The following is a 22,564-nucleotide window of genomic DNA, read 5'->3' as shown; positions in this document are numbered from 1 at the left end:
GGACCGGCCGTGACCGGCCGGCCTCCGGGACTAGCCGTAGACCGGGCCCGTGTACTTCTCGCCGGGCCCCTGGCCCGGCTCGTCCGGGCGCAGCGATGCCTCGCGGAACGCCAGCTGCAGCGACTTCAGACCGTCGCGCAGGGGCGACGCGTGGAAGGAGCTGATCTCGGTCGCGGAGGCGTCCAGCAGGCCGGCCAGCGCGTGCACCAGCTTGCGGGCCTCGTCCAGGTCCTTGTGCTTGTCGCCCTCCTCGGTCAGACCGAGCTTCACCGCGGCGGCGCTCATCAGGTTGACGGCGACCGTCACGATCACCTCGACCGCCGGGACCTCGGCGATGTCGCGGGCCATGGCGTCGAAGTCGGGGGATTCAGGAGGGGTCTCACTCATGCCCCACACGATAGGCGCAGGGCGGCCCCGTTCCGCACCAGGCCCCGGGGCGTCCCAATTAGCCGTTCCTGGCCATTGCTGGTAACCTCGTGTAACGACCGGTCGGACCCGTATGCCTCATGGCCCACGAGCCCGACCCACAAGTGGAGGCTTTCGAACTCCCACCTGACCGCCCCCAGGGCGTCGGGTCACCGGTCAGACGATCCCGTCCCAGCGGCGGCGATCCGTCCGAAAGCGCGCCCCGCGGTCACCGCGGCGGTGCTCCGGTAGTTCGAGGAGCCCCGCCTGGGATCGTCCGGGGCATTTTTTCTGCTTCGGCGCGGTTAGGTCTATCGAATAGAGACGTTACGCGGCCGTCCGCCAGACCGTCGCGTGGTGCTACCGAGGAGGATCCATCAGCGCCGAGCCCCGCATCAACGACCGGATTCGCGTTCCCGAGGTGCGACTTGTCGGTCCCAGTGGCGAGCAGGTGGGCATCGTCCCGCTGGCCAAGGCACTGGAGCTTGCGCAGGAGTACGACCTGGACCTGGTCGAGGTCGCGGCGAATGCCCGTCCGCCCGTGTGCAAGCTCATGGACTACGGGAAGTTCAAGTACGAGTCGGCCATGAAGGCCCGTGAGGCGCGCAAGAACCAGGCGCACACGGTCATCAAGGAGATGAAGCTCCGGCCGAAGATCGACCCGCACGACTATGACACCAAGAAGGGTCACGTCGTCCGGTTCCTCAAGCAGGGCGACAAGGTCAAGATCACGATCATGTTCCGTGGTCGCGAGCAGTCCCGGCCCGAGCTGGGCTACCGACTGCTGCAGCGTCTCGCGGAGGACGTCCAGGACCTCGGTTTCGTTGAGTCGAACCCGAAGCAGGACGGCCGAAACATGATCATGGTCCTCGGTCCGCACAAGAAGAAGACCGAGGCGATGGCCGAGGCTCGCCAGGCGCAGGAGGCCCGCAAGGCGGAAGCGAAGGCCAACCCCGGCCGCTCGCAGAACGCTGCGGAAGCCGACGCGGACGCCGACGTGGACGTCGAGGCGCCGGCCGAGGAGCCCGCCGAGGCGTGACCCCTGGGGACGCGAGTCCCAGGAACCAACCGAAACAAGACGACGCTCCACCGTGCCCGGTTTTCGCAACCGGGCACCGGAGCGCCACCGACGAGGAGAGTACGGCGCTATGCCGAAGAACAAGTCGCACAGCGGGTCCAGCAAGCGCTTCAAGGTCACCGGCTCCGGCAAGGTGCTCCGCGAGCGTGCCGGCAAGCGCCACCTGCTCGAGCACAAGTCGTCCCGTGTGACGCGTCGCCTCACCGGCAACGCCGAGATGGCCCCGGGCGACGCCAAGAAGATCAAGAAGCTTCTCGGCAAGTGACGCTTCGGCGCGTGAGCGCCGTACGTCAGGACCGGGACCCAATCGATTTCGGGCCGTGTGAGGACCACCGCGGCCCCGCTACAAGGAGTTAAAAAGTGGCACGCGTCAAGCGGGCAGTGAACGCCCACAAGAAGCGCCGGGCGATCCTCGAGCAGGCCTCCGGCTACCGCGGTCAGCGTTCGCGCCTGTACCGCAAGGCCAAGGAGCAGGTCACCCACTCGCTGGTCTACAACTACAACGACCGCAAGAAGCGCAAGGGTGACTTCCGTCAGCTGTGGATCCAGCGCATCAACGCCGCTGCCCGCGCCAACGGCATCACGTACAACCGCTTCATCCAGGGTCTGAAGGCCGCGAACGTCGAGGTCGACCGCAAGATCCTGGCCGAGCTGGCCGTCAACGACGCCGGTGCGTTCGCCGCGCTCGTCGAGGTCGCCCAGAAGGCGCTGCCGAGCGACGTCAACGCGCCCAAGGCTGCGTGACGCCGCGCCGGCCGCAAGCCGACGTGATTCAAGGACCCGCAGGCCGAACGGCCTGCGGGTCCTGCTGTGCAGCTACGAGAAAGTGAACAGGATGTCCCCCGCCACGCCCGAGCTCATCTCCCCCCGCTCGCCCCGCGTCCTGGCCGCGCGACGGCTGGCCAAGCGGAACTTCCGGGGGAAGGAGCGGCTGTTCCTCGCCGAGGGACCGCAGGCCGTGCGCGAGGCGGCCGGGCATCGGGCCGGGGACACGGCCACGCTCGTGGAGCTGTTCGCGACGCTGGAGGCCGCCGAGCGGTACGCCGACATCGTGGGGGCGGTCCGGGACACGGGGGCCCGGGTGCACCTCGCCTCCGAGCAGGTCATCGCCGACATCTCCACCACCGTCACCCCGCAGGGACTCGTCGGTGTCTGCCGGTTCCTGGACACGCCCTTCGAGGAGGTCCTCGAGGCGCGACCCCGGCTCGTCGCCCTGCTCGCGAACGTCCGCGACCCCGGCAACGCCGGGACCGTGCTGCGCTGCGCCGACGCCGCCGGCGCCGAGGCCGTCGTCCTGACCGACGCCTCCGTCGACGTGTACAACCCCAAGGCCGTCCGTGCCTCCGTCGGTTCCCTGTTCCACCTGCCCGTCGCCGTCGGCGTCCCCGTGGAGCAGGCGGTCGACAGGCTGCGGGCCGCCGGTGTCCGGGTCCTCGCCGCCGACGGGGCGGGCGACCGCGACCTCGACGAGGAACTCGACAAGGGCACGATGGGCGGGCCGACCGCCTGGGTCTTCGGGAACGAGGCCTGGGGCCTCCCCGAGGAGACCCGCGCCCTCACCGACGCCGTCGTGCGCGTCCCGATCCACGGGAAGGCCGAGAGCCTGAACCTCGCCACCGCCGCGGCCGTATGTCTCTATGCGTCCGCGCGTGCACAGCGCGCCGCCGGAGGGTGCCGTTCCGTCACCGGGAACTAGTAGGGTGACCAGCTCAGGGACCCTCCCCCAAGCTGTCGGCTGCGCTCGAGCAGGGGGGACCCCCATGGAACCTGAGAGGTGGGGAACGGGGATGAGCGTCGGCACGAGCAGCGCACCGGGAGCCCAGGACGCCGGGAACCCGCCCGCCGCGTTCCGGCCGCCCGGTGATCTCGCCGGCCTCGGCATCGACCCCGACCAGCTGCCCGACGGACTCGTCGTCGCCGACGAGCAGGGCCGTGTCATCTGCTTCAACGCCGCCGCCCAGCGCATCACCGCCGTCAGCGCCCGGGACGCCCTCGGGCAGCGGCTGGAGAAGGCCCTGCCGTTAGAGGACCTGGAGGGGCGCCGCTGGTGGCAGCTGACCGACCCGTACGGCGGCCTCGCCATCCGCGTCGGACAGCCCGAGCGCAACCTCCTTCTCCCCGGCGGGCGCGAGGTGCTGGTCTCCGCGCGCTACGTCCGCAGCCGGCCCACCGGGCCCCTCCGGCGCCTCGTCGTCACCCTGCGCGACACCGAGGCCCGGCGCCGCACCGAGCGCAGCCACGCCGAGCTGATCGCCACCGTCGCCCACGAACTGCGCTCCCCGCTCACCTCGGTCAAGGGCTTCACCGCCACCCTGCTCGCCAAGTGGGAACGCTTCACCGACGACCAGAAGCGGCTGATGCTGGAGACCGTCGACGCCGACGCCGACCGGGTCACCCGGCTCATCGCCGAGCTGCTCGACATCTCGCGGATCGACTCCGGCCGGCTGGAGGTGCGCCGCCAGCCCGTCGACATCGGCGCGGCCGTCGGACGGCACATCCAGGCCTACGTCGCCGCCGGGCAGGCGGCCGACCGGTTCCTGCTGCGCGTCCAGCAGCCGCTGCCCGACCTGTGGGCCGACCCCGACAAGATCGACCAGGTGCTCAGCAACCTCCTGGAAAATGCCGTGCGGCACGGCGAGGGAACTGTCACGATCGACGTCACGGCCACGGCGTCCCTCCGCGAGGGCGAGTTCGCCGAGAACGCAGCCACGTCGGTCACGGTGAGCGACGAGGGGCCCGGCATCCCGGAGGAGTCCATGAACCGCGTCTTCACCCGCTTCTGGCGGGGCAGCAAGCGCGGCGGCACCGGCCTCGGGCTCTACATCGTCAAGGGCATCGTCGAGGCCCACGGCGGCACCATCACGGTCGGCCGCGCGCCCGGCGCCGGCGCCGAGTTCCGATTTACGTTGCCCGTGAGCGCTCCGGCCTATCTCGCCTGAGCCCCCGCGGGCGCATTCGCGTACCTCCACCCCGTTAGACTCGGCCATTGGCACCTTTGTGTCCCTTCAGGCGGCCGTCCGAGTCGGAGACGGGGACCTTCAGCCAGCCAATCGGAAGCACGGGAAGAGATGTCGGCACCGAATAAGTCGTACGACCCTGTCGAGGTCGAGACGTTGAAACCGGAAGAGATCGAGCGCATGCGGGACGAGGCGCTCGCCGCCTTCGCCGCCGCGGACTCCCTCGACGCGCTCCAGGAGGCCAAGGTCGCCCACACCGGCGGCACGTCCCCGCTGGCCCTCGCCAACCGCGAGATCGGCGCTCTGCCCCCGCAGGCCAAGGCGGAGGCCGGCAAGCGCGTCGGCCAGGCACGCGGCGCCGTGAACAAGGGCCTCGCCGCCCGCCAGGCCGAACTCGAGGCCGAGCGGGACACCCGCGTGCTCGTCGAGGAGTCCGTGGACGTCACGCTGCCCCACGACCGTGTACCGGCCGGCGCCCGGCACCCGCTCACCACGCTGTCGGAGCGCATCGAGGACATCTTCGTGGCCATGGGCTACGAGGTCGCCGAGGGGCCCGAGGTCGAGGCCGAGTGGTTCAACTTCGACGCCCTGAACATCGGCCCGGACCACCCGGCCCGCGGCGAGCAGGACACCTTCTTCGTCAAGGGCCCGCAGGGCGGCACCGAGTCCGGCGTCGTGCTGCGCACGCACACCTCGCCGGTGCAGATCCGTTCCCTGCTCGACCGCGAGCTGCCGGTCTACGTGATCTGTCCCGGTGTCGTCTACCGCACCGACGAGCTGGACGCCACGCACACGCCCGTCTTCCGGCAGGTCGAACTGCTCGCGGTCGACGAGGGCCTCACCATGGCCGACCTCAAGGGCACCCTGGACCACATGGTCCAGTCGCTGTTCGGCGAGGGCATGAAGACCCGGCTGCGGCCGAACTTCTTCCCCTTCACCGAGCCGTCCGCCGAGATGGACATGGTCTGCTACGTCTGCCGCGGCGCCTCCGTCGGCAACCCCGACCGCTCCTGCCGCACCTGCTCCTCCGAGGGCTGGATCGAGCTGGGCGGCTGCGGGATGGTCAACCCGCGCGTGCTGCGGGCCTGCGGTGTCGACCCGGAGAAGTACAGCGGTTTCGCCTTCGGGTTCGGCATCGAACGGATGCTGATGTTCCGCCACAACGTCGAAGACATGCGAGACATGGTCGAGGGTGACGTCCGGTTCACCCGGCCGTTCGGGATGGAGATCTGATGCGGGTCCCGCTTTCTTGGCTGCGGGAGTACGTCGACCTGCCGGAGACGGAGACCGGTCGTGACGTGCAGGCCAAGCTGATTTCGGCCGGTCTGGAGGTCGAGACCGTCGAGCAGCTCGGCGCCGACCTCAAGGGTCCCCTGGCCGTGGGCCGGGTGGCGACGATCGAGGAGCTGACGGAGTTCAAGAAGCCGATCCGCTTCTGCACCGTCGACGTCGGCCAGGCCAACGGCACCGGCGAGCTCCAGGAGATCGTCTGCGGCGCCCGCAACTTCGCCGTCGGCGACAAGGTCGTCGTGGCCCTGCCCGGTGCCGTCCTGCCCGGTGACTTCCAGATCGCCGAGCGCAAGACCTACGGCAGGATGTCGCGCGGCATGATCTGCTCCAGCGACGAGCTGAACATGGGCGACGACGGCACCAAGGGCATCATCGTGCTGCCCCCGGAGACCGAGGTCGGCAAGGACGCCGTCGAGCTGCTGGAGCTGGTCGACGAGGTCCTGGACATCGCCGTCACCGCCAACCGCGGCGACTGCCTGTCCATCCGCGGCGTCGCCCGCGAGACCGCCATCGCCTACGGCCTGCCGCTGCGCGACCCGGCGCTGCTCGACGTGCCCGGCCCGAACGCGTACGGCTACCCGGTGCGGATCTCCGACCCCACCGGCTGCGACCGCTTCACCGCCCGCACGGTGGCCGGCCTGAGCGCCGAGGCCCGTTCCCCGATCTGGCTGCAGCGCCGGCTGCAGAAGGTCGGCATGCGCCCGATCTCGCTCGCCGTCGACGTCACCAACTACGTGATGATGGAGCTCGGCCAGCCGCTGCACGCCTACGACCGCGGCCTGGTCCAGGGCACCATCGGCGTGCGCCGGGCCGAGCAGGGGGAGAAGCTCACCACCCTCGACGGTGTCGAGCGCACGCTGGGCGCCGAGGACCTGGTGATCACCGACGACCGCGGCCCGATCGGGCTCGCCGGTGTCATGGGCGGCGCCAACACGGAGATCGCCGACCACGACGACGTGGAGAACGCCACGGCCGACGTCGTCATCGAGGCCGCGCACTTCGACGCGGTGTCGATCGCGCGTACGGCCCGCCGGCACAAGCTGTCCTCCGAGGCGTCCCGGCGCTTCGAGCGCGGCGTCGACCCGCAGGCCGCGGCGGCCGCCGCGCAGCGCACCGTCGACCTGCTGGTCCTGCTCGCGGGCGGCACCGCCGAGGCCGGCGTCACCGAGGTGCTCGCCCCGACCGCGCCGCGCACCATCACCGTCCCGGCCGACCACCCGGACAAGGTCGCGGGCGTCGCCTACGGCCGCGAGACCGTCGTACGCCGCCTCCAGCAGGTCGGCTGTGACGTGTACGGACAGGACGAGCTGATCGTCACCGTGCCGTCCTGGCGGCCCGACCTCACCGACCCGAACGACCTGGCCGAAGAGGTCATCCGTCTGGAGGGCTACGAGAACCTGCCCTCCACGCTGCCCAGGCCGCCGGCCGGCCGTGGCCTCACCCACCGGCAGCGGCTGCACCGCCGCGTCGGCCGGGCCCTGGCCGGTGCCGGGTACGTCGAGGCGCCGAACTACCCGTTCGTCAGCGAGCGGGTCTTCGACCAGCTCGGCCTGGACTCCGACGACCCGGCCCGCCGCGTCGTGAAGCTCAGCAACCCGCTGAGCGACGAGGAGCCCGCGCTGCGCACCTCGCTGCTGCCGGGCCTGCTGGGTGCCCTGCGGCGCAACGACGGCCGGGGTTCGCACGATCTCGCGCTGTTCGAGACCGGCCTGGTCTTCCAGCCGCGCGAGGAGCAGCCGACCGCCACCGTGCTCTCCGTCGACCGCCGCCCGACCGACGAGGAGCTCGCCGAGCTGAACGCCGCCCTGCCCGACCAGCCGCGGCACGCCGCCGTCGTCCTCGCCGGTGCCCGCGAGCAGGCCGGCTGGTGGGGCAAGGGCCGTCCGGCCGACTGGGCCGACGCGGTCGAGTCGGCGCGGAGCGTCGCCCGTGAGGCGGGCGCCGAGCTGATCATCCGCAAGGGGCAGTACGGGCCGTGGCACCCGGGCCGGTGCGCCGAGCTGGCGATCACCGTGGACGGTGCCGAGCGGGTCGTGGGACACGCGGGGGAGTTGCACCCGCGCGTCGTCAAGGCGCTGGGGCTGCCCGCGCGTACCTGCGCGATGGAGATCGACCTGGACGCCGTGGAGAAGGCAGGCGACGCCACGCTGACGGCGCCGCGGATCTCCGCGTTCCCGGTGGCCACGCAGGATGTCGCCCTGGTCGTCGACGCGGTGGTTCCGGCGACGGAGGTCGAGGAGGCCCTGCGTGCCGGGGCCGGGGAGCTGCTGGAGTCGATCCGGCTGTTCGATGTGTACGAGAACGTCGAGCAGTTGGGTGAGGGGCGGAAGTCGCTCGCGTACGCGCTGCGGTTCCGGGCGGCTGACCGGACGCTGACGGTGGATGAGGCGTCGGCGGCTCGGGACGCGGCGGTGGCCCTTGCGGGGGAGCGTGTGGGGGCCGAGTTGCGGAGTTAGCGCCGTGGGGGACTGTGCTGGTTGCCGGCTGCGGGTTCGTGGTGGCTTGTCGCGCAGTTCCCCGCGCCCCTAACGGGTTGGGCCAGATCACTCATTTGGGTGGTAAAGGGAAGTGATCCTGCCCTGTCCGGCTTGCTGTCGACAGAATCGGACCGGCTCTTTCGGGCCGGTCCGATTCTGTGTGTCAGGGCCTATTTGGGGGGCCATCGGCATGATCCGCTTCAGGGGTCGGGTGCGCGGCCTCGGTCTGCCCGGTGCAGTCCTCCTCGCGGTCGGTACCGGGGTGATCCTTCATGTGCGGCGGACGCTGGTGCGTGAGCTGCGGCAGCTGCGCCGGGTCGCGGCTGCCGCGCAGAACGCGGTGCTGCGGCCGCTGCCCTCGTGTATCGGCGGGCTGGACGTCGGCGCCGTTCAGTTGTCGGCGGAGCCGGGGGCCGCTATCGGTGGCGACCTGTACGAGGTCGTCGCCACCGAGCATGGCGTACGGGCCGTGATGGGTGATGTACGCGGGCACGGGATCGGCGCGTTCGGGACCGTCGCCGCCGTGCTCGGTTGTTTCCGCGAGGCCGCGTACGACGAGGCGGACCTCGGCGGGGTGCTGCGCCGACTGGAACGCGCCCTGGACCGGCATCTGCGCCGAGAACATCCGGCGAGCGTCGCCGAGGAGTTCGTGACCCTGCTGCTGGTGGAGATCCGCGCCGACGGCGAGATGGCCGCCCTGAACTGCGGGCACCCGTGGCCGTACCGGCTGAGCGGCACCCGAGTCGAACAGCTCGCCCCCGCCGACCCGTACCCGCCCCTGGGCGTCTTTCCCTTGCCGGACGTGGTGTCGACCGTAGGTCTGGGGCATCTCCCGCCCGGCGACGCATTGTTCCTCTACACGGACGGTGCTCAGGACGCGAGGGATGCCCGTGGCCGGTTCTTCCCCCTGCCGTTCGTGCTGGCGAGCGTCGCACGGGAGGAGCCGCTCGCACCGCAGGCGATTCTCCGCGGTGTCCAGAGCGCGCTGGCCGATCATTCCGACGGCACCCCGGCCGACGACATCGCCCTGCTGGTCCTGAGGAACGGCGCATGCATGCCTTCAGGGGCGCGGGGCTGTGCCGATGTGCGGCTCCGCCGCGTGGGCGCGACCAGCCACGACGCACCCGCAGCCGACAACCCACCTCTGACACCACCGTGACGGGACCCATGGCCGGCGATGCCGTCCGCCCCGCCACGGAGTGTCGGGCAGGCAGCTGGGCGGACGGCGGAAGCGGGCCGCCGCACTGTACGAGGGGGAGCCGGCGGCCCGGCCGGCCTCTTGCGAGGCATTTCAGTCAACCGGCCGGCGACTCTGCGCGACAGTGCGCACACCGTGCGGATTCGAGCACTCCGTTCACACCCCGTGTGAAGGCGGAACCACTAATCTGGCCGCACCGAGCCACCGGGGGGCCCACATGCAGCCCAACACTCTGCTCGACGCGATCCTGGACGAAGCCGGGATCTCGCACGCGGGGCTGGCCGCACACGTCAACCAGGCGGGACGGGCACGGGGCCTGTCCCTGAGGTACGAACACACCGCCGTCGCCCGGTGGTTGAAGGGGCAGCGCCCCAGGGGCCAGGTGCCCGACCTGATCTGTGAGGTGCTCGCCGCCCGGCTCCAACGGCACGTCACCCTCGACGACATCGGCCTGGGCGTGCCCGGCGAGCCGGCCGCCCCGCACACCGGCTCCCTGTCCGGGTTCGTCGAGCGGGCCACCGCCCTGTGGCGCTCCGACCAGCAGCAGCGCCCGCACATCCTGGGCGCGCCCGCGCTCACCGGTACGCCCGCCGTCATGCCGGTGTGGGAGTGGGAGAACCCGCCCGAGGACGTGGACGTCTCCCGCGGCGGCAGACACCGGGTCACCGCAGGCGATCTGGAGATGCTGCGATCGGCCCGGACCCACTACGAGCAGATGTACCGCAAGGCCGGGGGCATCGCGACCAGAGCCCGCATCGTCGGCTTCCTCAACGCCGAGGCCGCCCCGCTGCTGCGCGGCAGCTACACCGACGAGACGGGGCGGCAACTGCACCGTGCGACGGGCGGGTTGGTGGCCGTCGCCGGTATCTGTGCCTACGACTCCGACGCCCACGGCCTCGCGCAGCGCTACTTCCACCAGGCGCTGCGGCTCGCGAAGGCCAGCGGGGACCGGGGGCTCGGGGCGTATGTGATCGCGCTGCTCGTCAACCAGTCGCTGTTCATGCGGGAGTACCGGCAGTCCGTCGCCTTCGCGGAGGCCGCGCTGCGGGCCGCCGGCAAGCAGATCACCCCGGCGCTCTCCTCCGACCTGTACGCGATGCAGGCCAAGGCGTACGCCCATCTGGGCGACGGCACCAGTGCCCTGTCCTGCATCCGGCGGGCCGAGCAGTCCGCCGAGCGCATCCGGCGTGGGTACGAGCCCGACGAGACCGGCTATGTCCAGCCCGGGCTCGTCAACGTCCAGGTGGCGGAGGCGCTGCTCAGTCTCGGGGAGATCGCGGCCGCGGGGGAGCATGCCGCTGCCGCCGTCGACAACCCGGCGCACGACCGCGGCCGGGTGCACCGGCTGGCCATGCTGAGCACCATCGAACTGCGGCAGGGCAATGCCGACAAGGCGGTGGCCATCGCCGTGCAGATGGCAGAGCAGGCCCGCGGCATGGAGTCCCAGCGGCTGCGGGATCGGCTGCGCGCGGTGCGCGAGCATCTGGTGCGCAGCGGTAGCGCGGGCACGGCCGAGGCCGCCGAACTCATCGACGGGGCACTGCGCGTACCGTTGTAGATCCAGGGCAGCGGCGTCCGCGTCATCCCGAGCGACGTCCTGTGCGCCTGCTGTCAGTACGTCCCTGCTGCGATATTGCCACTTACTCGACGGAAGGTGGCAGAACCGTGCAGTGGACGAAACACAACGAACAAACTGTGTACTCAAACCGCTGGTTCAGCGTCAATCTCGCGGATGTCGAACTGCCGGACGGCCGGCACCTCGACCACTTCCTCATACGGCTGCGGCCTGTCGCGGTGGCCACGGTGGTGAACGAGGCCAACGAGGTGCTGCTGCTCTGGCGGCACCGTTTCATCACGGACAGCTGGGGGTGGGAACTCGCGGCGGGCGTCGTCGAGGACGGCGAGGACATCGCCCGCGCGGCCGCCAGGGAACTGGAGGAGGAGACCGGCTGGCGGCCGGGACCCCTGCACCACCTCATGAGCGTGGAGCCGTCCAACGGGCTCACCGACGCCCGGCACCACGTGTACTGGGCCGACGAGGGTGAGTACGTCGGGCACCCCGTGGACGACTTCGAGTCGGACCGCCGGGAATGGGTCCCCCTCAAGCTCGTCCCCGACATGGTCGCCCGCGGCGAGGTCCCGGCCGCCAACATGGCGGCCGCGTTACTTCTGCTGCACCATCTCAGGCTCGGACAGGACGCGTTGCCCTAGGTCGTCCAGGGCCTAGCGTCCCAGCGCCTGCCAGATCGCCAGGACGAGGGCACCCACGGCGGTGAGGGCGGCGACCGCGGGCAGCGGCCAGCGCGTGTGTTCGAGCGTGTGGATCCGGGTGTTGAGCTCGTCGATTTCCTTGGCGGTCTCCTCGGTGCGGTGGCTGAGCAGAGCCAGCCCGCCTTCGACGCGGGCGTAGGCCACGTCGAGGCGGCGTCGTAACTCTGCGAGTTCTCCATGAACGACGGGATGCTCGGGATCGGCGGCCACGAGTCCGCTCCTTTCCGTAGTCGTTTCACATCCCTTGCATGCGCATGTGGAGTCAACTCGCCTGGTGGGCGCCTGGGGAGAGTGTGCGAGGGGCATATGCGAGCCCGGCGCGCACACGGTGTGTGAATACCGTGGGCCCGGCACCAATTCCGGTGCCGGGCCCGCGGTTTGGCCGAAATCTGACCGTCCGTAATCGGCCTCGGGGGGTATTCGGTGGCGTATGACGAAGTGGCAGAAGAACGCGGCGTACGCGCTGGCGATCTACGCGCTGTCGGCCGTGGTGATCCGGTTCTCCGCCGGCGGACAGGGGTGGGGCACGGCGCTGCTGCTCGGTCTCGTGGTCACTCCGCTCGCCCTCTGGATGGGCTGGCTGCGCCGTCGCCTCACTGAGCAGGCGGCGGAATGGGGACGCCGCCGGGTCCGGCCGTGGCCGGAGGAGCGGCGGCGTTGAGGTGGCGGCGTCGGCCGGACCGTCAGTCGTACGTGTAGAAGCCCGAGCCCGTCTTGCGGCCCAGGCGGCCCGCGTCGACCATGCGCTGGAGCAGCGGGGGAGCGGCGTACAGGGGCTCCTTGTACTCCTCGTACATCGACTGGGCCACCGACGCGACCGTGTCCAGGCCGATGAGGTCGGAGAGCTTCAGCGGGCCCATCGGGTGGGCGCAGCCCATCTCCATGCCGTTGTCGATGTCCTCGCGGCTCGCGATGCCCGTCTCGAACATGCGGATCGCGGAGAGCAGGTACGGGATCAGCAGCGCGTTGACCACGAAACCGGAGCGGTCCTGGGCGCGGATCGCGTGCTTGCCCAGCAGCTTCTCGGTGAACTGCTCGGCCCGGCCGATGGTGTCCTCGGACGTGGTGAGCGCCGGGATCAGCTCGACGAGGTTCTGCACCGGGGCCGGGTTGAAGAAGTGGATGCCGATGACCCGGTCGGGCCGCGAGGTCGCGACCGCCAGCTTCACCAGCGGGATGGAGGAGGTGTTGGAGGCCAGGATGGCGTCGGGCCGGGTCACGACCTGGTCGAGCACCTGGAAGATCTCGGTCTTGACGTGCTCGTTCTCGACGACGGCCTCGATCACCAGATCACGGTCGGCGAACTCGCCGAGGTCCGTGGTGAAGCTCAGGCGGGCCTGAGCCGCCTCGTGCTCCTCCTCGGTGATCTTGCCGCGCTCCGCTGCCTTGGCCAGGGAGTTGAACAGCCGGGTCCGGCCGATCTCCAGGGCCTCGCCGGTGGTCTCGGCGACCATGACCTCCAGACCGACCCGGGCGCACACCTCGGCGATTCCCGCGCCCATCTGACCGCAGCCCACGACTCCGACGCGTGCAATGTCTCCCGCTGGGATGTCCGTCACATCGTCCCTTTCGCTGCTGATCCACGTCCGGGCAGGTGCTCCGTGGTCCGGTGCCTGCTCCGTTCGAGCACGTTACTCCCAAGTATCGATGATCGATCGCGGGGGTCGGCCCAGAGTCGGGCATTCTGGGCCCGGAGCGATCCGCGACCGGGCGGATCCGCGGCATTTTGGGGCATGCGGATGGGACGAGTGTCACGCAGGGCGTTCGCGGTGGCGGCGCTGTCGGCTTTCACGATGGTGCCTCCGGCGTCGGCGGCACCCAAGGAGGACATCGAGAGGGACGGCAAGGGAGGCGACAGGGCGGCCTCCGCGATGCGGGGCGTATGGCTGGCGACCGTGGCCAACCGCGACTGGCCGTCCAAGCCGGGGCTGAGCGCGTCGAAGCAGCGCGCCGAGCTGCGCAAGCACCTCGACACGGCGGTCAGCCGGCGGCTCAACACCGTGTTCTTCCAGGTCCGGCCCACGGCGGACGCCCTGTGGCCGTCACCGTACGAGCCGTGGTCGCAGTACCTCACCGGCACCCAGGGCAAGGACCCGGGCTGGGACCCGCTGGGCACGGCCGTCAAGGAGGCCCACGCCCGCGGTCTGCAGCTGCACGCCTGGTTCAACCCGTACCGGGTCGCGACGCACGCCGACCCGTCCCGGCTCGCCGCCTCCCACCCCGCGCGCCGGAACCCGGACTGGGTGGTGACGTACGGCGGGAAGCTCTACTACAACCCGGGGCTCCCCGAGGTCCGTGCCTTCGTGCAGGACGCGATGCTCGACGCGGTGCGGAAGTACCCCGTGGACGGCGTCCACTTCGACGACTACTTCTACCCGTATCCGGTGGCCGGCCAGAGCTTCGACGACGACGCGGCCTACGACGCGCACGGCGGCGGCTTCCCGAGCCGGGCCGCGTGGCGGCGGGACAACATCAACAAGCTGGTGCGGGAGACGGCGGGCCGGATCAAGAAGGTCAGGCCGAGCGCCCGCTTCGGCATCAGCCCCTTCGGCGTGTGGCGCAACGCCGCCACGGACAAGCGCGGCTCGGACACCCGGGCAGGCGTGCAGACGTACGACGACCTGCACGCGGACACCCGTAAATGGGTGCGCGAGAGCTGGATCGACTACATCGTCCCGCAGCTGTACTGGAACATCGGCTTCGCCGCCGCCGACTACGCCAAACTGGTGCCCTGGTGGGCGGAGGTCGCACGCGGCACCTCGACGCAGCTCTACGTGGGGGAGGCGCTGTACAAGGCCGGTGACCCGGCGCAGCCCGCGGCCTGGCAGAACCCGGCCGAGCTGTCCCGGCACCTGGCGCTGGCCGAGGACTACGCACAGGTGCGCGGGCACGTCTTCTTCGCCGCCAAGGACGTGGCGACCGATCGGATCGGGGCGATGGCGAGGGTGGTCGCCGACCACTACGAGTAGCCGGCGTCGCCCTGCGCCGCATCACGGCCCGGTGGTGGTCTCCCGGTGCCGGATCTCGGTGTCGGGTCCCGGTGAGCACACTCCCTCGTGCCCGTCCTCGAACCGGACGCGGTACGGGGGGTTGCCCTCCTGGCCGAGCACTTCGACGATCTCGCCGACCTTGTCGTGCTGACCGACCACCCTGCCGTGCTGGACAAGCTGGTCGCCCACGGTTGCGCGCATCTGGTGCCTCCTCACGAGGTGCGGAGCAGCGGTCCGTGGCCTCGAGTCTACGGTGGGGGGCGTGACTTGGCAGGGGGCCGGGCGCGGCCCCGCTCAGCCGCGCGCCCGCTGTGTGACGGCGATGCAGACCAGCACCGCCGCTGCCGTCAGCGGGGCGGCCACCGGCAGGTGCTCGCCCAGCAGCAGCACCGACCACACCAGTGTGAGCAGGGGCTGGGCGAGCTGCAACTGGCTGGCCTTCGGGATGCCGATGGCGGCCATGCCCCGGTACCAGACGACAAGGCCGACGAACTGCGAGCCCGCCGCGACCCAGAGCAGACCGGTCACGCTGTGCGCCGTCAGCCGCACGGGTTCCTGCGCCAGGGCGAGCGCGGCCATGGGCACGGTCAGCGGCAGGCACAGCACCAGCGCCCAGCCGATGACGTGCCAGCCCGGCATGACCCGGGCCAGCCGGCCGCCCTCGGTGTAGCCGGCCGCGCACACCAGCAGGGCCGCGAAGAGATACAGGTCGGCTGTGCTCAGCGCGCCGCCGCTCTGCTGCACGGTGAAGGCCAGCACCGCCGCCGCGCCCGCGAGGGACGCCGTCCAGAAGGTGCGCGAGGGTCGGGTGCCGACGCGCAGGGCGGAGCAGAGCGCGGTGGTGAGGGGGAGCAGACCGACCACGACGGCGGCGTGCGCGGTGGTAGAGGTCTGCAGCGCCAGTGTCGTCAGCAGCGGGAAGCCGAGCACCACCCCGGCCCCGACGACCGCGAGGCCCGGCCAGTGCCGGCGGGCGGGCAGCGGTACACGAAGCGCGAGCAGACAGCCACCCGCGATCACCGCGGCCAGGACGCTCCGGACGGCGACCAGCGACCAGGGCCCGAAGCCCTCGAGCCCCCAGGCGGTGGCGGGGAACGTGAGGGAGAAGGCGATGACGCCGAGGGCGGCCTGGAGGGTGCCGAGGCCCGGGCGGTCCCGATCCGTGGCGACTGCTATCCGGGGTGCGGTAGTAGCGCTACTCTGTACTCTCATGCACGAGCGTAGCAGTGTCGCTGAACTGGCGGAACAGCTCCGGAGGGAGCTCGACCGCTACTCGCCAGGTGGAAAGCTGCCGTCGAGTCGGGCCCTTGTCGAGCGGTTCCGGGTGAGCCCCGTGACCGTGTCCCGGGCCCTGGCGCAGCTCGCCGCCGAGGGGCTGGTGGTCACCCGGCCGGGCGCGGGCGCGTTCCGCGCACGGACCAGGACCGCGCCGGCACCGGCCGGGGACACCTCCTGGCAGGAGGTCGCGCTCAGCGCGGACGGCGCCGCCGACCTCGTACCGCGCTCGGTGGACGCCTCCGGGGTGCTGGTCTCGCTGGCCGCCCCGCCGCCCGGCGTGATCGAGTTCAACGGCGGCTATCTGCACCCGTCGCTGCAGCCGGAGCGGGCGATGGCCGCCGCCCTGTCGCGCGCCGGACGCCGTCCCGGTGCCTGGGGGCGCCCGCCCATGGAGGGGCTGCCGGAGTTGCGCGAGTGGTTCGCGCGCGGCATCGGCGGGTCCTTCACCGCCGCCGAGGTGCTGATCACCGCGGGCGGGCAGTCCGCGCTCACCACCGCCCTGCGCGCCCTCGCCCCGCCCGGCGCCCCCGTGCTGGTCGAGTCGCCGACCTACCCGGGCATGCTCGCCATCGCCCGTGCCGCGGGCCTGCGCCCGGTACCCGTCCCGGTGGACGCCGACGGAGTGAAACCGGCGCTGCTCGCCGATGCCTTCCGGGCCAGCGGCGCCCCGGCCTTCGTCTGCCAGCCGCTCTTCCAGAACCCCACCGGTGCCGTGCTCGCGCCCGAGCGGCGCGGCGAGGTGCTGCGCATCGCCCGGCAGGCGGGCGCGTTCGTCGTGGAGGACGACTTCGTACGGCGGCTCGTGCACGAGGACGCCGGGCCGCTGCCGCGTCCGCTGGCCGCCGACGACCCCGACGGCGTCGTCGTCCATGTCTGCTCGCTGACCAAGGCGACCTCGCCGAGCTTCCGGGTGAGCGCCCTGGCCGCGCGCGGGCCGGTCCTGGAGCGGCTGCGCGCCATCCAGGTCGTCGACACCTTCTTCGTGCCCAGGCCCCTTCAGGAGGCCGCGCTCGAACTCGTCGGCTCGCCCGCATGGCCGCGGCATCTGCGGTCCGTCTCCGCCGAGTTGAAGGCGCGCCGGGACGCGATGACCACCGCGCTCGGGCTGCACCTGCCGGACTTCGCGCTGCCGCACGTCCCGTCCGGCGGCTACCACCTGTGGCCGCGGCTGCCCGACGGCGCGGAGGAGTCCGCGCTGACCGCCGCCGCCCTGCGCGCGGGTGTCGCGATCACTCCCGGCCGCCCCTACTTCAGTGCCGAGCCGCCGGCCGCGCACGTCCGGCTGAGTTTCGCGGCGGTCGCGGGGACCGGGGAGATCGCGGAGGGCGTACGGCGGCTGCGTACGGCCTGCGAGGAGGTGCTGGGATAACGGCTCGACGCGCCCGTCGCCGCCCTGCGAGCATCGCGCCATGACCGACACGCCGAGCCTGCCCGAGGGCTACGAGATCTCCGCCGACCCCGGCCGTATCGACCGCGAACGCGTCCACCGCTGGCTGTCCACCGACGCGTACTGGGCGCTGGGCCGCCCCCGGGAGAAGCAGGACCGGGCGATCGAGGGCTCGCTCAACTTCGGCGTGTACGAGACGGTCTCGGGGGACCAGATGGCGTACGCCCGGGTCATCACGGACCGGGCGACCTTCGCGTGGCTGTGCGATGTGTACGTCGACCCCTCGGTGCGCGGCAAGGGCGTCGGCACCGCGTTCCTGGCGGCCGTACGGGACGAGCTGCGGCAGTACGGGCTGCGCCGGGTCCTGCTCGCCACGCACGACGCGCACGGCGTCTACGAGAAGCTCGGGTTCGCGGAGTTGGAGCACCCCGAGCACTGGATGGCGCTCGTCTTCGGCCAGTGAGGGCCGGCGCACCCTGGGTAACTCCCAGGTAACACCTCTTGACCTGCGCACTTGCGGCACTCACGATCGCCGCATGCCACTTCGGGTCACGTTCGTCGCCGCAGCGCGCAGCTCCCCGCTGCTCGCCGAGAGATTCGAGGACGACCGTCCGCTGGACCAGGCCGGCTGGAGTGAGGTGGAGCACGCCGCCCAGGAGCTGCTGCCGCTCGCCGCGGCCGAACTGCGCTACTGCTCGCCGACCCCGCGCAGCCGTGCGACGGGGGAGGGGCTCGGATACGCGCCGCTCGTACAGCTCGCCCTGCGGGACTGCGACATGGGCCGCTGGCGCGGGCTGACCCTGGGCGAGGCGATGGCCCGGGAGCCGGAGGCCGTGGACGCCTGGCTCGCCGACCCGCGTGCCACACCGCACGGCGGTGAGTCGCTGATGGACTTCATCACCCGCGTCGGCGGCTGGCTCGATACCCGGCCCGTCGACGACGGCTGCCGGGTCGTGGCGGTGGCCGAGCCGTCCGTGATCCGCGCCGCCCTGGTCTACGCCCTGAAGGCGCCGCCCTCGACGTACTGGAACATCGACGTGCGCCCGCTGTCGACGACCTCCGTGACAGGCCGGGGCGGACGCTGGAACCTGCGCTTCGACGGGGTGTCCGTTCAGCCCTCGCGCGCGTAGCCGGTGCGCAGCACCAGGTCCTTGGCCGGACCGCGCACCCGCCACACCGTCCGCCAGTGGTCCGCGTCCCGGACCGTGAACTCGCCGCGGTAGAGGTCCGCCGCGCAGGGGTGGTCGGCGACATGCCGCCCGGACGTCAGGTCCAGGCCGTGGAACGGCCGGCCGTCCGCGAAGCGCACGTCCACGGTGCCGTCCGGGCCCGGCAGGAACCGCAGCGTCCGCTCGGCGGGCCGGGCGACGCCCTGCCAGACGAAGGTGCCGGACTCGTGGTGCAGCAGGCCGCCGTCCTCCTCCGCGCGGAACTCGGTGGTTCCGGTGAACTCCCCTTCCGCGCCGCTCGCGAGATCCCGCACCGACCGTGCCACGCTCCAGCGCCCGGCCAGATACGCCAGTGCGTCCGGCACTGGCCAGAACTCGCCCATTCCGTCCCGCTCTCCGTCCCAGCCGTTGCTGCGCGACCCATTGACGCGCCACAGCCCCCTCCCTATCTTGCCGTTCGAAGTGCTGATCAATGTCTGATATTTCGAACACTCCTCTACCAGAGAGCCGCGGAGTATCCATGCCACGCACCGCCCGCACCCGATGGAGACTCGGTCTCACGACCACCGCCCTCCTGACGGCAGCAGCCCTCGTACCGGCCCCCGCGCACGCCGAGGACGTCACCGACTACGCGATCACCGTCGACCCGTCCGCCCAGGGCGCGGCGATCGACGACACGATGTACGGCGTCTTCTTCGAGGACATCAACCGGGCCGCCGACGGCGGTCTGTACGCCGAGCTCGTGCAGAACCGATCCTTCGAGTACTCCACCGCCGACAACGGCTCCTACACGCCCCTGACCTCCTGGGCGGTCGGCGGCACCGCCGAGGTCGTGAACGACGCGGGCCGCCTCAACACGCGCAACCGCAACTACCTCTCCCTGGGCGCAGGCGCGTCCGTCACGAACGCCGGCTACAACACCGGCATCCGGGTCGACAAGGGCAAGCGGTACGACTTCTCCGTGTGGGCCCGTGCCGAGAGCGGCGGCACCCTCACCGTCTCGCTGAAGGACACCGCGGGCGCGCTGGCCACCGCACGCCAGGTCGCCGTGAAGGGCGGCTGGGCCAAGTACAAGGCCACGTTCACCGCGACCCGCACCAGCAACCGCGGCCGCCTCGCCGTGGCCTCGACGAACGCCGCCGCGCTCGACGAGGTGTCGCTGTTCCCGCGCGACACGTACAAGAACCAGCCGAACGGCCTGCGCAAGGACCTCGCCGAGAAGATCGCCGCCCTCAAGCCGGGCTTCGTGCGCTTCCCCGGTGGCTGCCTGGTCAACACCGGCTCCATGGAGGACTACAGCGAGGCGTCCGACTGGCAGCGCAAGCGCAGCTACCAGTGGAAGGACACCATCGGCCCGGTCGAGGAGCGCGCCACCAACGCCAACTTCTGGGGCTACAACCAGAGCTACGGCCTCGGCTACTACGAGTACTTCCGCCTCTCCGAGGACATCGGCGCCATGCCGCTGCCCGTCGTCCCCGCGCTGGTCACGGGCTGCGGCCAGAACAAGGCGACCGACGACGACGCCCTGCTCAAGCGGCACATCCAGGACACCCTCGACCTCATCGAGTTCGCCAACGGACCGGCGACCTCCACATGGGGCAAGGTGCGCGCGAAGATGGGCCACCCCAAGCCGTTCCACCTCACCCACATCGGGGTCGGCAACGAGGAGAACCTCCCCAAGGAGTTCTTCGCCCGCTTCCAGCAGTTCCGGGCCGCCATCGAGGCGAAGTACCCGGACATCACCGTCATCTCCAACTCGGGCCCGGACGACGCCGGCACGACCTTCGACACCGCCTGGCAGCTCAACCGCGAGGGCAAGGTCGACATGGTCGACGAGCACTACTACAACAGCCCGAACTGGTTCCTGCAGAACAACGACCGCTACGACTCCTACGACCGCAAGGGCCCCAAGGTCTTCCTGGGCGAGTACGCCTCGCAGGGCAACGCCTGGAAGAACGGCCTCTCCGAAGCCGCGTACATGACCGGCCTGGAGCGCAACGCGGACATCGTCAAGCTCGCCTCGTACGCCCCGCTGCTCGCCAACGAGGACTACGTCCAGTGGCGGCCGGACATGATCTGGTTCAACAACCGGGCCTCCTGGAACTCGGCCAACTACGAGGTCCAGAAGCTGTTCATGACCAACGTCGGTGACCGCGTGGTCCCGTCGAAGGCCACCACCACCCCGGACGTCAGCGGCCCCATCACCGGCGCCGTCGGCCTGTCCACGTGGGCCACCAGCGCCGCGTACGACGACGTGAAGGTCACCTCGGCGGACGGCTCGACCCTGCTGAGCGACGACTTCTCGGGTGACGCCTCGAAGTGGACGGGCAGCGGCCGCGGCAGCTGGAGCATCCAGGACGGCAGTTACGTCCAGACGGACGCCGCGACCGAGAACACCATGGTCACGGCGGGCGACCCGGCCTGGAAGGACTACGACCTGCATGTGAAGGCCACCAAGAAGTCCGGCAAGGAGGGCTTCCTGGTCGCCTTCGGCGTCAAGGACACCGGCAACTACTACTGGTGGAACCTGGGCGGCTGGAACAACACCCAGGGCGCCATCGAGCAGGCCGTGGACGGCGGCAAGGGCACGCTGATGACGAAGGCGGGCTCGATCGAGACCGGCCGTGCCTACGACATCGACATCAAGGTGCGCGGCCGCCAGGTCACCCTGTTCCTGGACGGCAAGGAGTGGGGCAGCTTCAAGGACGACAAGCCGGCCGAGCCGTTCCGCCAGGTCGTCACCAAGGACGCGAAGACCGGTGACCTGATCGTCAAGGTCGTCAACGCCCAGTCCGCCGAGGCCCGTACGGCCGTCGACCTGGGTGGCGCGAAGGTCGCCTCCACCGCCCGGGTGACCACGCTGGCCGCCGAGCCGGACGCGGTCAACACCGAGACGGACACGCCGGTCACGCCCGTGACGTCCACCTTCCGGGGCGTCTCAGGGAAGTTCACGTACACCTTCCCGGCGGACTCCGTCACGTTTCTGAGGATCAAGCAGAGGTAGGACCCGCCGGCGTGGGCCGCTGTCCCCCGGGCAGCGGCCCACGCCCGGCCGTCATCCGTAGCAGAGCCCGTTGCAGGACCACGTCCACAGCGTTCCGCATCCGCTGTCGGAGCGCACGCACGAGTTCTCCACCCAGATGCAGGAGCTGCCCCAGCACTTGTCGCTGTAGGTGTTGCACTCGCAGTCCGGCAGCGCGGCGGCCTCGACCGGTCCCAGGGTGGCCAGCAGCGCGTTCGACGCGGCCGGCTCGAAGGCGGCACGGGCGTCGGCGTCGATACGGCGCATCTCCTCGGTGCCCCGGCGGCCCCGCTCGAACTGGAACGTCGACACCTCCGACGCCGCGGCCCGGGCCCGGTCCACCACCCTGGCCTGAGCGGGCGTCAGGTCGGGGTGGGCGGACCGCCACCGGTCGATGTGCTCGACCCACAGCGCGCTGCGCGCCTCGGCGGGCAGCGCCTGGAACACCGCCCGCCGGTGGGTGACCGGCAGGGCGGCCACGTCGTCGTAGCGGGTCGGCAGCCGGTCGGCGTGCCGGCTGACCCACTCCTGGGCCGCCGCCGCGCCCTTGTCCTGCGCGAAGGCCGGGGTCGTGCCCTTCACCAGCACGGCCGCGGCGACCGCGAGGCCTCCGCCCAGGCGCAGGAACTCGGCGCGCCCCAGCCTGCCCCGGCCCGTCGTGCCCTCGGCACGCGCCTGTCCCAGGGCACGCAGCACCTTCACCGAGGACCTCGGTCCCAGCCGCCGGGCCAGCGGCACGGCGAGCGCGGCGCCCGTCCAGGCCCGCACCCTCGTGTCCGGTCCGGCACCCTCGCCACCGCGCACGGCCAGCAGCGTGGGCACCCAGGGCGCGTCCGGGCCCAGCGCACGCTCGCGCCGGTCGCGTACGTCCTGCCGCCCGAGCGGCACCACTTCCAGCTTGCCGTCGCACGCCTCGTACACGATCGACGAGATGGTGCGACAGGCACCGCACGAACTGTCGAAGGCCAGCATCCAGCGCACCCCGGAATCACGCATGGAGAACACTCCCGTCCTCCGCGTCGCCGCACGGCGACGCGGTCGC

Annotated in this window: 23 protein-coding genes; 16 read left to right on the top strand and 7 right to left on the bottom strand. The window is 71.3% G+C overall.

The annotated features are described in order from the left end of the window. Window positions 1-30: 30 nt before the first annotated feature. A complete protein-coding gene (locus OHU35_RS08335; protein WP_184597362.1) occupies window positions 31-387 on the bottom strand; it encodes a DUF1844 domain-containing protein in 357 nt (118 codons plus the stop codon). Window positions 388-781: 394 nt separating this feature from the next. Here OHU35_RS08335 and infC point away from each other — a divergent pair, with 394 nt between their 5' ends. The 10 genes from infC (at window position 782) to OHU35_RS08285 (ending at window position 11,616) form a co-directional block, all read left to right on the top strand. Then, entirely contained in the window at window positions 782-1,444 is a 663-nt protein-coding gene (gene infC, locus OHU35_RS08330) for a translation initiation factor IF-3 (protein ID WP_359896758.1), read from the top strand. Window positions 1,445-1,553: 109 nt separating this feature from the next. Continuing rightward, window positions 1,554-1,748 (top strand): 50S ribosomal protein L35, encoded by a 195-nt coding sequence (gene rpmI / locus OHU35_RS08325; RefSeq protein ID WP_003989075.1) that lies wholly within the window; start codon window positions 1,554-1,556, stop codon window positions 1,746-1,748. Window positions 1,749-1,843: 95 nt separating this feature from the next. Further along, window positions 1,844-2,227 carry a 50S ribosomal protein L20 gene (rplT, locus tag OHU35_RS08320; protein ID WP_004002577.1) on the top strand — a complete coding sequence of 128 codons (384 nt, stop codon included), beginning with the start codon at window positions 1,844-1,846 and terminating at the stop codon, window positions 2,225-2,227. Window positions 2,228-2,318: 91 nt separating this feature from the next. Further along, window positions 2,319-3,179, top strand: a complete 861-nt coding sequence (locus OHU35_RS08315) for an RNA methyltransferase (RefSeq protein WP_189726542.1) — start codon at window positions 2,319-2,321, stop codon at window positions 3,177-3,179. A 91-nt stretch (window positions 3,180-3,270) separates the two neighbouring features. Continuing rightward, a complete protein-coding gene (locus OHU35_RS08310; RefSeq protein WP_359896683.1) occupies window positions 3,271-4,422 on the top strand; it encodes an ATP-binding protein in 1,152 nt (383 codons plus the stop codon). Between the two features lie 129 nt (window positions 4,423-4,551). Beyond that, complete coding sequence (gene pheS, locus OHU35_RS08305; protein WP_359896685.1) at window positions 4,552-5,673, top strand: phenylalanine--tRNA ligase subunit alpha; 1,122 nt, start codon at window positions 4,552-4,554, stop codon at window positions 5,671-5,673. Then, on the top strand, window positions 5,673-8,186 hold the full coding sequence (gene pheT / locus OHU35_RS08300; RefSeq protein ID WP_405505099.1) for a phenylalanine--tRNA ligase subunit beta: 2,514 nt from the start codon (window positions 5,673-5,675) through the stop codon (window positions 8,184-8,186). Before pheS ends, pheT begins: the two co-directional genes overlap by 1 nt. Before the next feature lie 211 nt (window positions 8,187-8,397). Continuing rightward, window positions 8,398-9,366 (top strand): PP2C family protein-serine/threonine phosphatase, encoded by a 969-nt coding sequence (locus OHU35_RS08295; protein ID WP_405505098.1) that lies wholly within the window; start codon window positions 8,398-8,400, stop codon window positions 9,364-9,366. Window positions 9,367-9,622: 256 nt separating this feature from the next. Beyond that, window positions 9,623-10,963 (top strand): transcriptional regulator, encoded by a 1,341-nt coding sequence (locus OHU35_RS08290; protein ID WP_189726536.1) that lies wholly within the window; start codon window positions 9,623-9,625, stop codon window positions 10,961-10,963. A 107-nt stretch (window positions 10,964-11,070) separates the two neighbouring features. Then, window positions 11,071-11,616 (top strand): NUDIX hydrolase, encoded by a 546-nt coding sequence (locus tag OHU35_RS08285; protein WP_189726532.1) that lies wholly within the window; start codon window positions 11,071-11,073, stop codon window positions 11,614-11,616. Between the two features lie 12 nt (window positions 11,617-11,628). Here OHU35_RS08285 and OHU35_RS08280 read toward each other — a convergent pair whose 3' ends face one another. Continuing rightward, complete coding sequence (locus OHU35_RS08280) at window positions 11,629-11,886, bottom strand: hypothetical protein (protein ID WP_184597347.1); 258 nt, start codon at window positions 11,884-11,886, stop codon at window positions 11,629-11,631. A gap of 220 nt (window positions 11,887-12,106) precedes the next feature. On the opposite strand from OHU35_RS08280, the gene OHU35_RS08275 reads away from it, so the two are divergent. After that, entirely contained in the window at window positions 12,107-12,337 is a 231-nt protein-coding gene (locus OHU35_RS08275; protein WP_405505097.1) for a hypothetical protein, read from the top strand. Between the two features lie 22 nt (window positions 12,338-12,359). Here OHU35_RS08275 and OHU35_RS08270 read toward each other — a convergent pair whose 3' ends face one another. Then, window positions 12,360-13,235 (bottom strand): 3-hydroxybutyryl-CoA dehydrogenase, encoded by an 876-nt coding sequence (locus tag OHU35_RS08270; RefSeq protein WP_189726530.1) that lies wholly within the window; start codon window positions 13,233-13,235, stop codon window positions 12,360-12,362. A 180-nt stretch (window positions 13,236-13,415) separates the two neighbouring features. On the opposite strand from OHU35_RS08270, the gene OHU35_RS08265 reads away from it, so the two are divergent. Continuing rightward, window positions 13,416-14,645 (top strand): glycoside hydrolase family 10 protein, encoded by a 1,230-nt coding sequence (locus OHU35_RS08265; protein ID WP_189726529.1) that lies wholly within the window; start codon window positions 13,416-13,418, stop codon window positions 14,643-14,645. A gap of 21 nt (window positions 14,646-14,666) precedes the next feature. Here OHU35_RS08265 and OHU35_RS08260 read toward each other — a convergent pair whose 3' ends face one another. After that, a complete protein-coding gene (locus OHU35_RS08260; RefSeq protein WP_010045242.1) occupies window positions 14,667-14,867 on the bottom strand; it encodes a DUF1918 domain-containing protein in 201 nt (66 codons plus the stop codon). Window positions 14,868-14,960: 93 nt separating this feature from the next. Beyond that, window positions 14,961-15,878, bottom strand: a complete 918-nt coding sequence (locus OHU35_RS08255) for a DMT family transporter (RefSeq protein ID WP_189726528.1) — start codon at window positions 15,876-15,878, stop codon at window positions 14,961-14,963. On the opposite strand from OHU35_RS08255, the gene OHU35_RS08250 reads away from it, so the two are divergent. The 3 genes from OHU35_RS08250 to OHU35_RS08240 all read left to right on the top strand — a co-directional run bounded on the left by OHU35_RS08250 (window position 15,877) and on the right by OHU35_RS08240 (window position 18,461). Beyond that, on the top strand, window positions 15,877-17,313 hold the full coding sequence (locus tag OHU35_RS08250) for a PLP-dependent aminotransferase family protein (protein ID WP_405505096.1): 1,437 nt from the start codon (window positions 15,877-15,879) through the stop codon (window positions 17,311-17,313). The two genes, OHU35_RS08255 and OHU35_RS08250, sit on opposite strands and share 2 nt — an antisense overlap. Before the next feature lie 40 nt (window positions 17,314-17,353). Continuing rightward, the gene (locus OHU35_RS08245) at window positions 17,354-17,794 is read left to right on the top strand and encodes a GNAT family N-acetyltransferase (protein ID WP_189726526.1); all 441 of its coding nucleotides are present in this window, start codon (window positions 17,354-17,356) and stop codon (window positions 17,792-17,794) included. A gap of 73 nt (window positions 17,795-17,867) precedes the next feature. Then, entirely contained in the window at window positions 17,868-18,461 is a 594-nt protein-coding gene (locus tag OHU35_RS08240; RefSeq protein ID WP_189726525.1) for a histidine phosphatase family protein, read from the top strand. On the opposite strand, the gene OHU35_RS08235 is transcribed toward OHU35_RS08240, so the two are convergent. Further along, on the bottom strand, window positions 18,443-18,883 hold the full coding sequence (locus tag OHU35_RS08235) for a DUF6314 family protein (protein WP_405509190.1): 441 nt from the start codon (window positions 18,881-18,883) through the stop codon (window positions 18,443-18,445). The genes OHU35_RS08240 and OHU35_RS08235 overlap by 19 nt on opposite strands. Before the next feature lie 137 nt (window positions 18,884-19,020). On the opposite strand from OHU35_RS08235, the gene OHU35_RS08230 reads away from it, so the two are divergent. After that, window positions 19,021-21,504, top strand: a complete 2,484-nt coding sequence (locus OHU35_RS08230; RefSeq protein ID WP_405505095.1) for an alpha-L-arabinofuranosidase C-terminal domain-containing protein — start codon at window positions 19,021-19,023, stop codon at window positions 21,502-21,504. Between the two features lie 51 nt (window positions 21,505-21,555). Here OHU35_RS08230 and OHU35_RS08225 read toward each other — a convergent pair whose 3' ends face one another. Continuing rightward, window positions 21,556-22,518: a bacteriocin fulvocin C-related protein gene (locus OHU35_RS08225; RefSeq protein WP_189726522.1), complete on the bottom strand. Its 963-nt coding sequence runs from the start codon at window positions 22,516-22,518 to the stop codon at window positions 21,556-21,558. Between the last annotated feature and the right edge of the window lie 46 nt (window positions 22,519-22,564).

Origin of the sequence: Streptomyces purpurascens (assembly GCF_045040895.1) — a bacterium.
Classification (GTDB): Bacteria; Actinomycetota; Actinomycetes; order Streptomycetales; family Streptomycetaceae; genus Streptomyces; species Streptomyces purpurascens.
This window is presented reverse-complemented; position numbering and strand designations above follow the sequence as displayed.

Excerpts from the sequence above, each read along its gene's own strand:
- OHU35_RS08335 (WP_184597362.1), bottom strand. The coding sequence starts at position 387 with ATGAGTGAGACCCCTCCTGAATCCCCCGACTTCGACGCCATGGCCCGC.
- rpmI (WP_003989075.1), top strand. The coding sequence starts at position 1,554 with ATGCCGAAGAACAAGTCGCACAGCGGGTCCAGCAAGCGCTTCAAGGTC.
- OHU35_RS08315 (WP_189726542.1), top strand. The coding sequence starts at position 2,319 with ATGTCCCCCGCCACGCCCGAGCTCATCTCCCCCCGCTCGCCCCGCGTC.
- OHU35_RS08310 (WP_359896683.1), top strand. The coding sequence starts at position 3,271 with ATGAGCGTCGGCACGAGCAGCGCACCGGGAGCCCAGGACGCCGGGAAC.
- pheS (WP_359896685.1), top strand. The coding sequence starts at position 4,552 with ATGTCGGCACCGAATAAGTCGTACGACCCTGTCGAGGTCGAGACGTTG.
- pheT (WP_405505099.1), top strand. The coding sequence starts at position 5,673 with ATGCGGGTCCCGCTTTCTTGGCTGCGGGAGTACGTCGACCTGCCGGAG.
- OHU35_RS08295 (WP_405505098.1), top strand. The coding sequence starts at position 8,398 with ATGATCCGCTTCAGGGGTCGGGTGCGCGGCCTCGGTCTGCCCGGTGCA.
- OHU35_RS08290 (WP_189726536.1), top strand. The coding sequence starts at position 9,623 with ATGCAGCCCAACACTCTGCTCGACGCGATCCTGGACGAAGCCGGGATC.
- OHU35_RS08275 (WP_405505097.1), top strand. The coding sequence starts at position 12,107 with ATGACGAAGTGGCAGAAGAACGCGGCGTACGCGCTGGCGATCTACGCG.
- OHU35_RS08265 (WP_189726529.1), top strand. The coding sequence starts at position 13,416 with ATGGGACGAGTGTCACGCAGGGCGTTCGCGGTGGCGGCGCTGTCGGCT.
- OHU35_RS08260 (WP_010045242.1), bottom strand. The coding sequence starts at position 14,867 with ATGCGCGCAACCGTGGGCGACCAGCTTGTCCAGCACGGCAGGGTGGTC.
- OHU35_RS08250 (WP_405505096.1), top strand. The coding sequence starts at position 15,877 with ATGCACGAGCGTAGCAGTGTCGCTGAACTGGCGGAACAGCTCCGGAGG.
- OHU35_RS08255 (WP_189726528.1), bottom strand. The coding sequence starts at position 15,878 with ATGAGAGTACAGAGTAGCGCTACTACCGCACCCCGGATAGCAGTCGCC.
- OHU35_RS08245 (WP_189726526.1), top strand. The coding sequence starts at position 17,354 with ATGACCGACACGCCGAGCCTGCCCGAGGGCTACGAGATCTCCGCCGAC.
- OHU35_RS08240 (WP_189726525.1), top strand. The coding sequence starts at position 17,868 with ATGCCACTTCGGGTCACGTTCGTCGCCGCAGCGCGCAGCTCCCCGCTG.
- OHU35_RS08235 (WP_405509190.1), bottom strand. The coding sequence starts at position 18,883 with ATGGGCGAGTTCTGGCCAGTGCCGGACGCACTGGCGTATCTGGCCGGG.
- OHU35_RS08230 (WP_405505095.1), top strand. The coding sequence starts at position 19,021 with ATGCCACGCACCGCCCGCACCCGATGGAGACTCGGTCTCACGACCACC.
- OHU35_RS08225 (WP_189726522.1), bottom strand. The coding sequence starts at position 22,518 with ATGCGTGATTCCGGGGTGCGCTGGATGCTGGCCTTCGACAGTTCGTGC.